Annotated in this window: 14 protein-coding genes; 7 read left to right on the top strand and 7 right to left on the bottom strand. The window is 69.5% G+C overall.

The features are described 5' to 3' along the window. The first annotated feature begins 3 nt into the window (after nucleotides 1-3). Genes rhaI through JWS14_RS22355 form a run of 4 tightly spaced genes read left to right on the top strand, consistent with a single transcriptional unit; the run spans nucleotide 4 to nucleotide 6147 of the window. Nucleotides 4-1185: an L-rhamnose isomerase gene (gene rhaI, locus JWS14_RS22340; RefSeq protein ID WP_095862843.1), complete on the top strand. Its 1182-nt coding sequence runs from the start codon at nucleotides 4-6 to the stop codon at nucleotides 1183-1185. Continuing rightward, on the top strand, nucleotides 1185-2630 hold the full coding sequence (locus JWS14_RS22345; protein WP_206014385.1) for an L-fucose/L-arabinose isomerase family protein: 1446 nt from the start codon (nucleotides 1185-1187) through the stop codon (nucleotides 2628-2630). The genes rhaI and JWS14_RS22345 overlap by 1 nt, the downstream gene beginning before the upstream one ends. Nucleotides 2631-2659: 29 nt before the next feature. Then, nucleotides 2660-4699 (top strand): bifunctional aldolase/short-chain dehydrogenase, encoded by a 2040-nt coding sequence (locus JWS14_RS22350; RefSeq protein ID WP_206014386.1) that lies wholly within the window; start codon nucleotides 2660-2662, stop codon nucleotides 4697-4699. Then, nucleotides 4699-6147, top strand: coding sequence for a rhamnulokinase (locus JWS14_RS22355; RefSeq protein ID WP_206014387.1), 1449 nt, complete (start codon nucleotides 4699-4701; stop codon nucleotides 6145-6147). The genes JWS14_RS22350 and JWS14_RS22355 overlap by 1 nt, the downstream gene beginning before the upstream one ends. On the opposite strand, the gene JWS14_RS22360 is transcribed toward JWS14_RS22355, so the two are convergent. From JWS14_RS22360 to rfbA, 3 genes are all read right to left on the bottom strand, one after another. Next, on the bottom strand, nucleotides 6144-6953 hold the full coding sequence (locus tag JWS14_RS22360; protein WP_072938518.1) for an enoyl-CoA hydratase: 810 nt from the start codon (nucleotides 6951-6953) through the stop codon (nucleotides 6144-6146). The two genes, JWS14_RS22355 and JWS14_RS22360, sit on opposite strands and share 4 nt — an antisense overlap. A 77-nt stretch (nucleotides 6954-7030) precedes the next feature. Continuing rightward, nucleotides 7031-7612, bottom strand: a complete 582-nt coding sequence (locus tag JWS14_RS22365) for a dTDP-4-dehydrorhamnose 3,5-epimerase family protein (RefSeq protein WP_072938515.1) — start codon at nucleotides 7610-7612, stop codon at nucleotides 7031-7033. A gap of 1 nt (nucleotide 7613) precedes the next feature. Continuing rightward, a complete protein-coding gene (gene rfbA, locus JWS14_RS22370) occupies nucleotides 7614-8489 on the bottom strand; it encodes a glucose-1-phosphate thymidylyltransferase RfbA (RefSeq protein ID WP_095862848.1) in 876 nt (291 codons plus the stop codon). A 63-nt stretch (nucleotides 8490-8552) separates the two neighbouring features. Between rfbA and rfbB the strand changes: the two genes are divergently transcribed. After that, on the top strand, nucleotides 8553-9557 hold the full coding sequence (gene rfbB / locus JWS14_RS22375; protein ID WP_206014388.1) for a dTDP-glucose 4,6-dehydratase: 1005 nt from the start codon (nucleotides 8553-8555) through the stop codon (nucleotides 9555-9557). 22 nt (nucleotides 9558-9579) lie between these two features. Here rfbB and JWS14_RS22380 read toward each other — a convergent pair whose 3' ends face one another. The 3 genes from JWS14_RS22380 to JWS14_RS22390 form a co-directional block, all read right to left on the bottom strand. Continuing rightward, nucleotides 9580-10371: a class I SAM-dependent methyltransferase gene (locus JWS14_RS22380; protein WP_206014389.1), complete on the bottom strand. Its 792-nt coding sequence runs from the start codon at nucleotides 10369-10371 to the stop codon at nucleotides 9580-9582. A gap of 10 nt (nucleotides 10372-10381) precedes the next feature. Continuing rightward, nucleotides 10382-11374, bottom strand: coding sequence for a lysylphosphatidylglycerol synthase transmembrane domain-containing protein (locus JWS14_RS22385; protein WP_206014390.1), 993 nt, complete (start codon nucleotides 11372-11374; stop codon nucleotides 10382-10384). 69 nt (nucleotides 11375-11443) lie between these two features. Then, nucleotides 11444-12163 (bottom strand): DapH/DapD/GlmU-related protein, encoded by a 720-nt coding sequence (locus JWS14_RS22390; protein ID WP_206014391.1) that lies wholly within the window; start codon nucleotides 12161-12163, stop codon nucleotides 11444-11446. Between the two features lie 105 nt (nucleotides 12164-12268). On the opposite strand from JWS14_RS22390, the gene JWS14_RS22395 reads away from it, so the two are divergent. Together JWS14_RS22395 and JWS14_RS22400 are read left to right on the top strand one after the other, a co-directional pair. Next, a complete protein-coding gene (locus JWS14_RS22395; RefSeq protein WP_206014392.1) occupies nucleotides 12269-13369 on the top strand; it encodes a DegT/DnrJ/EryC1/StrS family aminotransferase in 1101 nt (366 codons plus the stop codon). Next, the gene (locus JWS14_RS22400; RefSeq protein ID WP_072938496.1) at nucleotides 13369-14328 is read left to right on the top strand and encodes a Gfo/Idh/MocA family protein; all 960 of its coding nucleotides are present in this window, start codon (nucleotides 13369-13371) and stop codon (nucleotides 14326-14328) included. Before JWS14_RS22395 ends, JWS14_RS22400 begins: the two co-directional genes overlap by 1 nt. On the opposite strand, the gene JWS14_RS22405 is transcribed toward JWS14_RS22400, so the two are convergent. Beyond that, nucleotides 14318-15274 (bottom strand): NAD(P)/FAD-dependent oxidoreductase, encoded by a 957-nt coding sequence (locus JWS14_RS22405; RefSeq protein ID WP_206014393.1) that lies wholly within the window; start codon nucleotides 15272-15274, stop codon nucleotides 14318-14320. The two genes, JWS14_RS22400 and JWS14_RS22405, sit on opposite strands and share 11 nt — an antisense overlap. Nucleotides 15275-15347: the final 73 nt, after the last annotated feature.

A 15347-nucleotide genomic window follows, 5' to 3' on the forward strand; every position in this document is an offset into this window, starting at 1 on the left:
ACCATGACGGCAACTGACATTCGGCGCACCGCCGGCGACATCGCCGCCCTTGCCGACTTCGGAATCGAAGTTCCCAGTTGGGCATACGGGAACTCCGGCACCCGATTCAAGGTGTTCGCCACGGCAGGTGTCCCGCGCGACCCGTACGAGAAAATCGAGGACGCCGCACAGGTGCATCGCGTGACCGGGGCGGCGCCGCGGGTGTCGTTGCACATCCCGTGGGACCGCGTCGACGACTTCGGCAAACTCGCCGCGTACGCCGCCGATCAGGGGGTGTCGCTGGGGGCGATCAACTCCAACGTGTTCCAGGACGACGACTACAAGCTGGGGTCGCTCACCAACGCCGACCCGAAGATCCGTGCGAAGGCTGTCGCCCACCACGTCGAGTGCGTCGACGTCATGCGGGCCACGGGATCGAAGGATCTGAAGCTGTGGCTGCCCGACGGCACCAACTACGCAGGCCAGGATTCGATCCGCGCCCGGCAGGATCGGCTCGCCGATTCGCTGCAGAAGATCTACGCCGAACTCGACGACGATCACCGCCTGCTGATCGAGTACAAGTTCTTCGAGCCGTACTTCTACACCACCGACATCCCCGACTGGGGAACGTCGCTGCTGCACTGTCTGGCGCTGGGCGAGAAGGCCCAGGTCGTGCTGGACACCGGTCATCACGCACCGGGCACGAACATCGAATTCATCGTCGCCCAGCTGATCCGGCAGGGACGGCTCGGCGCGTTCGACTTCAACTCCCGCTTCTACGCCGACGACGACCTGATCGTCGGATCCGCGGACCCGTTCCAGCTGTTCCGGATCATGCACGAGATCGTCCGGGCCGGCGCGCACCTCCCGGACTCGCGCGTGAACTTCATGCTCGACCAGTGTCACAACATCGAGCCGAAGATCCCCGGCCAGATCCGGTCGATCATGAACGTCCAGGAAGCCACGGCCAAGGCACTGCTCGTCGACGGGGACGCCCTCGAGGCGGCCCAGCAGTCGGGTGACGTGCTCGGCGCGCACGCGGTGCTGATGGACGGTTACAACACCGACGTCCGGCCGCTGCTCGCCGAACTGCGCGAATCGCAGGGCCGTGACGCCGACCCGATCGGCGCGTTCGCGCGCTCCGGCTACCTGGAGCGGATCGAGCGCGAGCGGGTGGGCGGAAACCAGGCGAGTTGGGGCGCGTGATGACCGTGGCGACGACGAATACCGTGCCCGCTCACCTCGACCGGGTGCGTCCCCGGAAGACCCGGCTGGGGCTGGTGTCGGGTGGGCTCGGCGCCTACTGGCCGCAGTTCCCCGGCCTCCGGGGCGTCCTGCAGGAATCAGCCCGTTACGTGACGGGCCGATTCGAGGAACGGGACTGCCAGGTCGTCGATGCCGGATTCGTCTCCGACCCGCAGGAGTCCGCCGTCGCGGCCGAGACGCTGAGGCAGGCCGACTGCGACCTCGTGGTGATCTTCCTGACCACCTACCTGACATCGTCGATGGTGCTGCCGATCGCGCAGCGCACCAACGTGCCGGTGCTGCTGATCGACCTGCAGCCGACCGAGGCGATGGATCACGCGAACACCGACACGGGGACGTGGCTGGCCTACTGCGGGCAGTGTCCGCTGCCGGAGGTCGCGAACGTGTTCCGGCGCAGCGGCATCGACTTCCGGTCGGTGTCCGGGTATCTGCACGACGAGAACGCCTGGCGGCGCATCGACGCCTGGGTGAGTGCCGCCTCGGCACGGGCTGCCCTGCGGCACGGCCGGCTCGGACTCATGGGTCACCTGTACCCGGGGATGCTCGACATCTCGACGGACATGACGCTGCTGTCGTCCCAGTTCGGCGCGCACGTGGAGGTGCTCGAATTCGACGACCTCCGGGTGCGGGTCGATGCGGTCTCCGACCGTGAGACCGCGGACCGCATCGCACTCGCGAACGATGTGTTCGCGCTCGACGGTTCGGTGAACGCGGACGATCTCGCGTGGGGAGCCCGGGTCTCCGTGGGACTCGACCGTCTCGTCGCGGACTTCGAACTCGACGCCATGGCGTACTACCACCGCGGGCTGGGTGGTGAACTCCACGAACAACTCGGCGCCGGAATGATTCTCGGAGCGTCCCTGCTCACGGCCCGCGGTATTCCGCTGGCCGGGGAGTACGACATTCGCACCGCGGTCGCGATGCTGGTCTCGGACCGGATGGGCGCCGGTGGATCGTTCACGGAACTGCAGGCACTGAACTTCCGCGACGGCGTCGTCGAAATGGGTCACGACGGACCGGCCCATCTGCAGATCTCGTCAACCGAACCGCTGCTCCGCGGTCTCGGTGTCTATCACGGCAAGCGAGGGTACGGCGTCAGCGTCGAGTTCGACGTGACCCACGGGCCCGTCACGACCTTCGCGGTCGGGCAGAACCGCGACGGCTCGTACTCGTTCATCGCGTCCGAGGGCGAAGTGGTCCCCGGGCCGCTCCTCGCCATCGGCAACACCACGTCGCGGGTCGACTTCGGCCGGGACCCGGGGGAGTGGACGGACGAGTGGAGTGCCACCGGGACCGGCCACCACTGGGCGTTGTGCGTCGGCCACCGGGCCGGCGCGATCAAGGCCGCAGCAGAGTTGCTCGGCGTCGAATTCATCCGGGTCTGAAGTCAAGAATCTCGAGGGAGAAACAAGAAGTGAACGCCACGAGCACCATCGCCGAACTGATCGCACGGTCCAACAGACTGGGCGCCGACGCTCGGAACACCAACTACGCCGGCGGCAACACCTCCGCCAAGGGCACCGACGTCGACCCTGTGACCGGCGCCGAGGTGGACCTCGTCTGGGTGAAGGGTTCCGGCGGAGACCTCGGCACGCTGAAGCCCGCCGGACTCGCCGCGCTGCGCCTTGACCGGGTCCGCGCCCTGACCGACGTCTACCCGGGCCTCGACGCCGAGGACGACATGGTCGCCGCATTCGACTACTGCCTGCACGGCAAGGGCGGCGCCGCGCCGTCCATCGACACCGCCATGCACGGTCTGGTGAACGCGCCGCACGTCGACCACCTGCACCCCGATTCCGGTATCGCGTTCGCGACCGCCGCGGACGGTGAGGAGTTGACCCGCAAGTGCTTCGGCGACCGGGTGGTGTGGGTTCCGTGGCGCCGCCCCGGTTTCCAGCTTGGTCTCGACATCTCGGCCATCGCGGAGGCGAACCCGCAGGCGATCGGTTGCATCCTGGGCGGGCACGGCATCACCGCGTGGGGGTCGACGAGCGAGGAGTGCGAGCAGCGTTCGCTCGAGATCATCCGCACCGCCGAGCAGTTCATCGCCGACAACGGCCGCGAGGAGCCGTTCGGTCCCGCGATCGCGGGCTACGAAGCACTGCCCGCCGAGGAGCGCCGCCGCCGCGCCGCCGCGCTGTTCCCGCTGCTGCGGGGACTGGCCTCCACCGATCGCCCGCAGGTGGGGCACTTCACCGACAGCGAGGAGGTGCTGAACTTCCTGGCGGCGCACGAGCATCCGCGTCTCGCCGCGCTGGGTACGTCGTGCCCGGATCACTTCCTCCGCACCAAGGTCCGGCCGATGGTCCTCGACCTGCCGCCGACCGCGTCGCTCGAGGAGGTCACCGCGCGACTGCGTGAACTGCACACCGCCTACCGCGAGGACTACGCCCGGTACTACGCCGAGTACGCGGAGCCGGACAGCCCGGCGATGCGCGGCGCCGACCCGGCCATCGTCCTGGTCCCCGGCGTCGGGATGTTCTCGTTCGGCGCGAACAAGCAGACCGCGCGGGTGGCGGGCGAGTTCTACGTCAACGCGATCAACGTGATGCGCGGCGCCGAGGCCATCTCCACGTACCAGCCGATCGACGAGCGGGAGAAGTTCCGCATCGAGTACTGGGCCCTCGAGGAGGCGAAGCTGGCCCGCATGCCGAAGCCGGCGCCGCTCGCCACCCGCATCGCGCTGGTCACCGGTTCCGCGTCGGGAATCGGCAAGGCGATCGCGCAGCGCCTCGCCGCGGAGGGCGCGTGCGTCGTCATCGCCGACCTCGACCAGGCGAAGGCGGCCGAGGCCGCCGCCGAGATCGGCGGCAGTGACGTCGCCGTCGGCGTCGCAGCGGACGTGACCAGCGCCGACCAGGTCGCCGCGGCGTTCGAGGCCGCTGTCCTGGCGTTCGGCGGAGTAGACCTCGTCGTCAACAATGCCGGACTGTCGATCTCCAAGCCGCTGCTCGAGACCACCGAGAAGGATTGGGACCTGCAGCACGACGTGATGGCGAAGGGCTCCTTCCTGGTGTCGCGGGAGGCGGCGCGGGTGATGACCGCCCAGGCGATGGGCGGCGACATCGTCTACATCTCCTCGAAGAACTCGGTGTTCGCCGGGCCCAACAACATCGCGTACTCCGCGACGAAGGCCGACCAGGCGCACCAGGTGCGGCTGCTCGCGGCGGAGCTGGGCGAGTACGGCATCCGCGTCAACGGCATCAACCCGGACGGTGTGGTGCGGGGTTCGGGCATCTTCGCCGGCGGCTGGGGCGCCAAGCGGGCCGCCGTGTACGGCGTCGAGGAGGAGAAGCTGGGCGAGTACTACGCGCAGCGCACCCTGCTCAAGCGGGAGGTGCTGCCCGAGCACGTCGCCAACGCGGTGTTCGCGCTCACCGGCGGCGACCTCACGCACACGACCGGACTGCACATCCCGGTGGATGCCGGTGTCGCTGCGGCGTTCCTGCGCTGATGGACGTGTTCGCCGCGATCGACCTGGGCGCGTCCAGCGGGCGGGTGATGCTGGGCCGCGTCGCCGACGGTGTGATCACCCTCGACGAGGTCGCGCGCTTCCCCAACCGCCCGGTGCGGCTGGGTGGATCGCTGCACTGGGATCTGGCCGGCCTCTACCGGGGTCTGCTGGACGGGCTGCGGGCCGCGGCAATGGAGGCCGTGGCCCGCGGTGACGTCCTCGTGTCGATCGGAATCGACACGTGGGCGGTGGATTACGGGCTGCTCGGCGGCGACGGCTCCCTCCTCGGGATGCCGTACCACTACCGCGACCAGCGGGCGGGGGGCGTCGCGGCCGGGATGCGATCGTCGATCCCGGATCGGGAGTTGTTCGAGCGCAACGGCATCGCACAACTGCCGTTCAACACGGTGTACCAGCTGCTGGCCGAGCGGGAGAGCGGCGCGCAGCGGCTCGACGTGGCGGAGCAGTTGCTGATGATCCCCGACCTTCTGGCGTACTGGCTCAGCGGGGTTCGGGTCGGCGAGGTGACCAATGCGTCCACCACCGGTCTGCTCGATCCGGTGAGCCGCGACTGGGACCGTGCGCTCGTCGCCCGGCTCGGTCTCGACGACCGCGTGCTGCCGCCGTTGGCGGAGCCCGGCTCGGCGATCGGGGCCGTCCGGCCCGACGTCGCCGAAGACATCGGGGCGACGGACCGTCCCCCGATGGTGGTGGCCGTCGGCAGCCACGACACGGCGTCGGCCGTCGTCGCGGTACCCGCGGCGAGCACGCGGTTCGTGTACATCGCGTCGGGCACCTGGTCGCTGGTGGGAACGGAACTGCCCGGCCCGGTGCGCACCGAGGACGTGCGGGCGGCGGGGTTCACCAACGAGGCCGGCGTCGACGGCACCACCCGGCTGCTGCGGAACGTGATGGGCATGTGGCTGGTGCAGGAGTCGATGCGGCAGTGGCAGGCCGACGGACTCGACGTATCGCTGCAGGACCTGCTGGACGACGCCGCAGCGCTGACCGACCTCGGCTCCGTGATCGACCCGGACCTGCCGGTGTTCCTGCCGCCGGGCGACATGCCCGCCCGCATCGCCGCCGAATGCGCGCGGACGGGTCAGCGCGTGCCGGACGGTCCGGCCGAGGTGATCCGCTGTGTGATGGACAGTCTCGCGGACGCGTACCGGCGGTCGGTGCAGTCGATCGTCGAACTGACCGGCACCCCGATCGACGTGGTGCACATCGTCGGCGGCGGATCCCAGAACGCGCTGCTGTGCCGGCTGACGGCGGACGCCACCGGGCTGCCCGTCGTCGCCGGACCCGTCGAGGGTTCCGCCCTCGGCAACGTCCTGGTGCAGGCGCGGGCGGCCGGTGTGCTGTCCGGGGGACTCGCCGAACTGCGTGCGGTCGTGTCGAATTCGTTCACCCTGCGCGAGTTCGCGCCGTCGCTGTCCCGGGCCTAGCGCCGGTCCCGGAACCGCGGTTCGCGCTTGTCCTTCCGCGCGGCGGTCGCCTCCTCGAAGTTGTCGGTCAGCAGCCGCACCAGCAGCTGTCCGAGACCCTCCTGGTGGAGGTGGGCTTCGAGTGAGGCGGCGTCGAGTCCCGACCACAGCGTGCGCTTCGTCAACTCCAGGCCCGGCCGGGAGAAGCGCGACATGCGTTCGGCGAGGTCGAAGCATTCGTCCAGGAGGTCCTCACCGGGCACGCACCGCGACACGAGTCCGATCCGCTCCGCCTCCGCGGCGTGCACGTCCCGCCCGGACAGCATGATCTCGAAGGCCCGGGACGAACCGATCGCGCGGGGCAGCAGGTAGCTCAGGCCCAGTTCGCTGGCCGTCAGCCCGTTGTTGATGCCGGCCGCCCGGAAGTAGGCGTCCTCCGCCGCGATCCGGATGTCGGAGGCGAGCGCCAGGCACAGCCCGCCGCCGATGGCGGCGCCGTTGACGGCGCTGATCACCGGCTGATGCATCCGGCGGAGCGAGAGCACCACGTTGTCGAGCATCTCCATGGCCCGCAGCGCCACGGTCGGCGGGGTGAGGCCGTCGACGTGGGGGAGCGGGCCCGCGGATCTCTGGTCGGCGCCCGAGCAGAAGCCGCGGCCGGCGCCGGTGACGACCACCGCGCGGACCGAGTTGTCGTTGCTTATCTCCTCCAGCGCGTCGCGGAACGGGATCATCACGTCGAACGCCATCGCGTTCATGCGTTCCGGGCGGTTGAGCGTGACCAGGGCGATACCCGGCCGGGGGTGGTCGACGACGACGAAGGTCACGCCCTCGATACTAGAACACGTTCTCGTGAGTCACCGGCCATGTGAGTGTTTTCGTGTACCCGGGCACACGAAAACACTCACATGGGGGGCAGTAGCCCGGCGTCCAGCGCCTGCTTCAGCGACGGCGCCGCCGAATCCTTCTCGGACAGCTGGAACGTCAGCGGGTTGCCGTCCCGGCCCGTCGTGGGCCAGTCGATGCCCAGATCGGGGTCGAGCGGGTGCAGGTCGTGGTCGAGGGCCGGGGTGTACTCGATCGAGCACAGGTACATCACGGTCGACGCGTCCTCGAGGGACAGGATCGCGTGGCCGACGCCGGCCGGAAGGTAGACGGCGCGGCGGTCGACGTCGTCGATGAGCACCGAATCCCACTGCCCGAACATCGGCGACCCCACCCGGAGATCGACGATGACGTCGAGGAACGCGCCCTTGACGCAGGTGACGTATTTCGCCTGCCCGGGCGGATTGTCGGTGTAGTGGATACCGCGCAGGACACCGGCGGCGGACACCGAGCAGTTGGCCTGAGCGAGTTCGAGAGGATGCCCGACGGCGGCCTCGAACTCCGAGCCCTTGAACCATTCGAGGAACACGCCGCGGTCGTCGCCGAACTGCCGTGGGGTGATCTCCCAGGCGCCGGGGACCTTCAGTTCCCGATACTCCACGTCACCAGTCCTTGCCGCGTTCGAGAAGTTCGAGGAGGTAGTCGCCGTACCCCGATTTGCCGAGAGCCTCAGCACGCGAACACAGTTCGGCGTCGGTGATGAACCCGCGGCGCCACGCGACCTCTTCCGGGACGCCGATCTTCAGCCCCTGCCGGTGCTCGAGCGTGCGGACGAAGTTCGACGCCTCGAGCAGCGAATCGACGGTGCCGGTGTCGAGCCACGCGGTTCCGCGGGGAAGCACCTCGACCTGCAACCGTCCCGCCTGCAGGTAGGCCTGGTTGACGTCGGTGATCTCGTATTCGCCGCGGTCCGACGGCTTCAGATTGCGCGCGATGGAGACGACGTCGTTGTCGTAGAAGTACAGCCCGGGGATCGAGAAGTTGGACTTCGGGGTGGCGGGCTTCTCTTCGATCGACATCGCCCGGCCGGTGTCGTCGAATTCGACCACACCGTACGCGCTGGGATCGGACACCCAGTAGGCGAACACGGCGCCGCCGTCGATGTTCTCGAAGCGGTTCAGCCGGGAACCGAGGCCGGGGCCGTAGAAGATGTTGTCGCCGAGTACGAGGGACACGGATTCGCCGCCGATGTGGTCGGCGCCGAGGACGAACGCCTGCGCCAGGCCGTTCGGCTCCTCCTGCACCTTGTACGTGAGGTTCACCCCGAACTGGGAGCCGTCGCCGAGGAGCCGGCGGAACTGCTCGGCGTCGTGCGGGGTGGTGATGACGAGGATGTCGCGGATGTTCGCCAGCATCAGGGTGGAGAGCGGGTAGTAGATCATCGGCTTGTCGTAGACCGGGACCAGTTGCTTGCTCACGCCGAGGGTGATCGGGTGCAATCGGGACCCGGTGCCGCCTGCCAGGATGATTCCGCGCATGTGCGCAGTGTTCCAGTGTTCGCGCCGGATAGAAACTCGGGCTCGCCACTAGGGTGGGTGCACATGAGGCTTCTCGTGACAGGCGGCGCCGGGTTCATCGGTGCGAATTTCGTGCACCAGACGGTCGCCGAGCGGCCGGACGTGCAGGTGACGGTGCTCGACGCGCTGACGTACGCCGGCAACCGGCGCTCGCTCGACGCCGTGGCCGACCGCATCGAGTTCGTGCACGGCGATGTGGCGGATTTCGCGCTGGTGGATCGCCTGGTCGCGGAGTCGGACGCGGTGGTCCACTTCGCCGCGGAATCGCACAACGACAATTCCCTGGCCGATCCGACGCCGTTCGTGCAGACGAACGTGATCGGCACGTTCTCGCTGCTGCAGGCCGTCCGCGTCCACGACGTCCGCTATCACCACATCTCCACCGACGAGGTGTACGGCGATCTCGAACTGGACGACCCCGAGCGCTTCACCGAGTCGACCCCCTACAACCCGTCGAGCCCGTACTCGGCGACGAAGGCGTCGAGTGACCTGCTGGTGCGGGCGTGGGCGCGGTCGTTCGGGGTGCGGGCCACCCTGTCGAATTGTTCCAACAACTACGGCCCGTACCAGCACGTCGAGAAGTTCATTCCGCGTCAGATCACCAACCTGATCGACGGGGTGCGCCCCCGTTTGTACGGCAGCGGCAAGAACGTGCGCGACTGGATCCACGTCGACGACCACAACGCGGCCGTCTGGACCATCCTGGAGAAGGGCACTCTCGGCCAGACGTACCTGATCGGCGCGGACGGCGAGGTCGACAACCGGACCGTCGTCGGGACGCTGCTCGAGCTGTTCGGCCGCGACGCCGACGACCTCGACTTCGTCACCGACCGCCCGGGCCACGACCTGCGTTACGCGATCGACTCGACGCGCCTGCGCACGGAACTGGGCTGGACGCCGCAGTACGAGGATTTCCGCAGCGGGCTCGAGGCGACCGTGCGGTGGTACCGCGACAACGAGTCGTGGTGGCGGGCGCAGAAGGAATCCGCGGAGAAGGCGTACGCGGCTACGGAATCCGTCATCGGCTGAGCGTCCGGTAGTTGCACAGCAGTCAGGCCGGGACCGATCCGCGGAACGCCCACACTCGCGCCGTCAGTGCGATGCGGCCTGCCTCGTCGCGCCGCAATCTGGCAGCGAGCAGGTCGCGCAGCGCGGTTCGACGTCCGGCGGGCAGAGAGATGCAGTAGCCGGGCGCGGGGCCCTGACCGCCCAGGAACGGCCGCCAGAAATCGTCGAAGCCGGCGAACACGGTGGGAACGTCGAGCGGGTGCACCTCCACCCCAGCCAGCTCCGCGGCGGACAGCGCATCGCGGAGAGGCTGCGGCCGGCAGAGCGGGAAGCGGGCACCCTCGTCGAGGGTCGCGGCCGTGGCGTCGAGCTCGCGCGCGGCGTCCCAGAAGACGCGGATCATCTGCATGCCGTCCGCGTAGTCCCACACGTATCCGGCGACGGTCCCGCCGGCCCGGGTGACGCGGCGCATCTCGGCGAGCCCCTCGACCGGACGGGGAACGAAGTTGAGGACCAGCCCGGACACCACGCGGTCGAACTCGCCGTCGGCGGCGGGGATCGCTTCGGCGGTCCCCGGCCGCACCTCGAAGCGGGGATCGTCCGCGCCGGCCCGGGCCGCCGCGGCGAACGGGGCCGAAGGCTCGACCCCGACCACCCGGGCCGGGTCGGCTGTGCGGAGAACGGTGTGGGCGAGGGCGCCGGTCCCGCAACCCACGTCGCACCAGGCGCCGCCCGGGCCTGCGGCCAGCCACCGCAGGAACTGCGGCGCGACCAGCCTGCTCCAGCGGCCGATGTAGTTCTCGTACGCGGGATCGACCTCCCAGGCGTCCGTCATCGCGGTCTCCTCACGACGGCTGCGGCACCCGGGAATCCTCGTGCACGAGGGCATTGCGCAGCGAGCGCGAACCGGCGACCGCGGCGACGAAGCCGGCGAGCACCTCGCACAGCGTGAACACCAGGCGGGACGCGAGGGCCAGCCCGAGCGCCACCCCGCTGTCCATGAACGGGGACAGCGCCGCGACGACGACGGCCTCGCGTACCCCGATGCCGGACGGCGCGACGACCACAAGCACGCCGGCGCACATGCCGAGGGCGATCGCGCCGATGCACTGCACCAGGGTGCCCACCGCGAATCCCGACGTGCTCGACGCGAGGAACCAGAGATGCACGCCGTACAGCACCCAGCTGACGGCGCACCAGCCGAGGGCACGCCCGATCTTGTGCATCGTCAACTGCCGGTGCAGCGGGGCGCGCCGCAGGATCCGCAGGGTCAGGTTCACCAGCCGCGTGAGGATCGGGGGATAGCAGCAGACGAGGGCGATGGGGACGAGGACGATCACCGCGACCGCCGCGACGGTGCTGATGTGGAACAGGGCGGGCAGTGCCAGCAGCCCGACGACCAGCGCGGACGTGATGCTCAGCCCCACGGTGACGAGGACGGCGACGAATCCGTTGGCACGCGACACCCCGGCCCGGCGGACGAGTTCGGTCTGGAGGACGAACGCCCACACGCTGCCCGGCAGATATTTGCCGAGCTGGCCGACCAGGTAGCACCGGGCGGCGTCGAACGCGGGAATCGGGTGTTCGAGCGCGCCGAGCGCGTGCTGCCACGCGCGCACCGCGGCGCCCATGCCGAGGAAGACGAACACCGCGGAGACGGCGAGCGCCCACCAGTCCAGCTGGGTGATCGTGTCCCGGACCTCGGCCCACTGCGATTTCACGGCGAACACGACGGCGACGACGATCGCGAGGGTGACGAGGATCCGCAGCGCGTGCATCAGGACGGCGCGGCCACCGCGGTCCGGGACGATCTCGGGATCGGTGTCCACGAGAACCACCCCCTCACCGGCAGTGCGCTGCAGCAGTGCAGCGTTCGGTTCCGACGATAGCAATCGGCGGGCGCAGGATCAGGAAACGAGCGGTTTCACCGCCAACTCCCGCCACCAGGCGAACGCGTCGGCGAGCGACCGCGGGAGTTCCGCGCCGGCGTCGAGCCGCCCCGAGGCGAACAGATTCTCCACCGCCTCGATGTCCTGGTCGGCGATCCCGGACCGGCTCATCCCCACCCGGTTGGTGCCCCGCAGGGCGGCGGGATTGCCGAACACCGTGGCGAACGGCGGAATGTCCTTGGCGACGACCGATCCCATTCCGACCATTGCGCGCGCCCCGATCACCCGCCGCTGATGCACCACCGCGCTCATGCCGAGATTGACGCCGTCGCCGAGGGTCACGTGACCGCCGAGGGTGCTCGACGGCGAGAGGACGCAGTCCTCGCCGATCCGGACGTCGTGCTCGACGGACGTGTGGTTCATGACGAATCCGCCGCGCCCGATGGTCGTCGGCCGCTCGGCGCCCTGCTGGACGGCGCTCATCTCCCGGATCACGGTGCCCGCGCCGATCACCACACCCCGGTGCGGGCTGACCTCCGTCCACGTGCGGGGATGCGTCTTCCCGATCCACTCCGGCGGGGCCCCGAGCGTCGCGTGGGCGCCGATCCAGCAGTCGTCGCCGATGTCGAGGGGGCCGGTGAGGACGGCATACGGTCCGATGCTGACCCGGTCTCCGACGGTGACGCCGTCGCCTATCACGACGGTCGGGTGGATCTCGCAGTTTTCACCGATGGTCATGAAAGTTTCGGATTCCTTCCAGGAGCCGTGCAGACCGTGGGAACCTTCAAGTGGTTGCAATCTGTGAAGACGGTGTGAACTGCACGTCAATCTATCGGAGGAACCGTGATCGCGATCTCGAGTATTTCCTTCGGCGAGGATGTCGAGCGCGAGGTCCTCGACACCCTGCGATCCGGGATGGTCGCGCAGGGACCGAAGGTCGCGAGGTTCGAGGAGGGGTTCGCCGAACTCGTCGGCACCCGGCACGCGGTGGCCGTCAACAGCGGCACCACCGCGCTGATCGCGGCCCTGCGGGTGCTGGACCTGCAGCCCGGGGACGAGGTACTCACCACCCCGTTCACGTTCGTGGCCACGCTCAACGCGATCCTCGACGCCGGCGCGACGGCACGGTTCGCCGACATCGGGGAGGCCGACTTCGCGATCGACCCCGACGTGGCGGAGCACTGCGTGAACGACCGCACCCGGGTGCTGATGCCGGTGCACCTGTACGGGCAGACCGCGGACATGGGTGCGCTGATGCCGCTGGCCGAGTCGCGGGGACTGGCCGTGGTCGAGGACGCCGCGCAGGCGCACGGCGCTACGTTCGACGGCAGGGGCGCGGGCAGTTTCGGGCTCGGCTGCTTCTCGTTCTACGCCACCAAGAATCTCACCACCGCCGAGGGCGGAATGGTCACGACGGACGACGACGCGGTGGCCGACCGGTTGCGGGTGCTGCGGAACCAGGGCATGCGCGGGCGCTACGAGTACGAGATGGCGGGCCAGAACTTCCGGATGACGGATCTGCAGGCCAGTGTCGGGTTGCCGCAACTGGGTTCGTATCTGCAGCAGGTGGAGTCGCGCCGGCGCAACGCGGAAGCGCTGCGGACCGGGCTGAAGGACGTCGAAGGTCTCGTGCTGCCTTCGGAACTCGCGGGCCGCGGGCACGTGTGGCACCAGTTCACCGTGGTCCTCGCGCCGGATGCGCCGATCGACCGCGACGCCCTCGCGCAGCGTCTGGGCGAGCGGGGAGTGGGCAGCGGCGTCTACTACCCGAGGACCGTCTACGACTACGACTGCTACCGCGACCATCCCCGGGTGATCGCCTCGCCGACACCGGTCGCGACGTCGGTGGCCCGCCGGTGCCTCAGCATCCCCGTTCACGCCGCGCTCTCCACCGACGACGTCGACCGGATCGTCGCGGCGGTGCGCGAGGCGATGGAGGCGTGATGACGTCCACACGACCGCGGATCGCGCTCGTCGGATCCGGGAAGATGGGATCGCTGCACGCCCGCGTCCTCGCGCAGTCGCCGCTGTGCGACCTGGCGCTGCTGGTGGAGCCGCGGGAAGACCACGGACGGGACGTCGCCGCCCGGTTCGGTACCGAGTGGGCCGCGGATTTCGACGACCTGGACGGCATCGACGCCGTCGTCGTCGCGGCGGCGACCCCCGCACACTACGAAGTGGCGGGCCGCATCCTGGACCTCGGAAAGCCGCTGCTCGTCGAAAAGCCGCTCGCCGCAACGTACGAGGAGAGCACCGATCTGGTGAAACGTGCCGCCGCGACCGGCGTCCCGCTGATGTGCGGTCTGCTCGAGCGATTCAACCCGGCGGTCCGGACGGCCCGCGAATTCGCCGGTGACGTGTGGCAGGTCAACGGAATCCGGCACTCGCCGTTCGTGTCCCGCATCCCCACCGGCGTCGCGACGGACCTGCTGATCCACGACGTGGACCTCGCGATCGGATTCGTCGGATCGCCGCCGGTCGGGGTGAAGGCCGAATTCGGTTACTTCCACGACAGTTCGCGGCGCAACGAGGCCGAGGACTGCGCGGAGGCGGTGCTGCGGTTCGAATCCGGGGCGGTGGCCACCATCTCGGCGAGCCGGGTGAGTCAGCGGAAGGTCCGGCAGTTGTCGCTGCTGGAGCCGGACCGTCTGATCGAGATCGACCTGCTGCGCCGCGACATCACCATCTACCGGCACATCGACGACGACCTGCCCGCCGACGGGTACAAGCAGCAGACCGTCATCGAGATCCCGACCATCCGCTACAGCGACGAACCCCTCGCCGCCCAGCTCGCGCATTACGTCGGGCTGGTCGGCGGAGAGGGGGACGCCGACGCGGAGCGCGAGTCGATCCTGCCCGCGCACCGCGTGGTCCACGAGGCGACCGTGTCGGCTACCGGCTGAGCGCTCCGGCGACCGCCAGGCGGGTGTCTTCCGCGATGAGGTCGGCGTTGAGGGTGGCGGCGGCGGTCAGTCCGGCTCCGGCGGCGACGATGACCTGCGCCTTCGGGTCCGCGACGTTGCCGGCCACCCACACCCCGGGAACCGCGGTGGCGCCGGTCGCGTCGGCGGCGACGGCGGTGCCGATCACGTGTCCGGCCATCTCCATCTCGGTGGTGCCCAGGCCGAGGGTCGTGAGGAAGTCGGCGCGGGCCCGGAACAGCGGCGGGACCACGACGGCGGCCAGGGGGAAGACCCGGCCCGTGCGCAGCCGGACACCGGTCAGCCGGTCGTCCCGCACCTCGAGTCCGGCCACCGCGCCGTCGATCACGGCGACGCCGCGGGCGGCGAGTTGCTCGTACTCCTCGCCGGTGGGCTCGTTCGCGTCGTTCAGGAACAACGTCACCCGATCGGTCCACTGGCTCCACATCAGCGCCTGGTGCACCGCCAGCGGACTGCCGGCCAGGACGCCCACCGGCTGGTCCCGGACCTCCCACCCGTGGCAGTACGGACAGTGTAGGACGTCGCGTCCCCACCGTTCGGCCACCCCGGGGATGTCGGGGAGGACGTCGACGAGGCCGGTGGTCACGAGTAGCCGTCGCGCCCCGACGGCCCGGCCGTCGGCGAGCGTCACCCGGAACTCCCCGTCCCCGACCTTCTCGGCGGACGTGACGGTGCCGGTCACGATCTCCCCGCCGTATCCGGCGACCTCCTTGCGTCCGATGGCCAGGAGTTCACCGGGAGGGGTGCCCTCTCGGCCAAGATAGTTGTGAATGTGCCCGGCCGGTGCGTTGCGGGGTTCGCCCGCGTCGATCACGAGCACGGATCGGCGGGCCCGCGACAGGGTCAGTGCCCCGCTGAGTCCGGCCGCGCCGCCGCCGATGACCACCACGTCGTAACTGTCATCCATCGCGTTCTCCTTCGTTCGTCGACCTCGTGACGTCCACTGTCCGGGCAGATCGCGATCCTGGCAAGAATGTTTG

Source organism: Rhodococcus koreensis, assembly GCF_017068375.1.
Lineage (GTDB): Bacteria > Actinomycetota > Actinomycetes > Mycobacteriales > Mycobacteriaceae > Rhodococcus_F > Rhodococcus_F koreensis.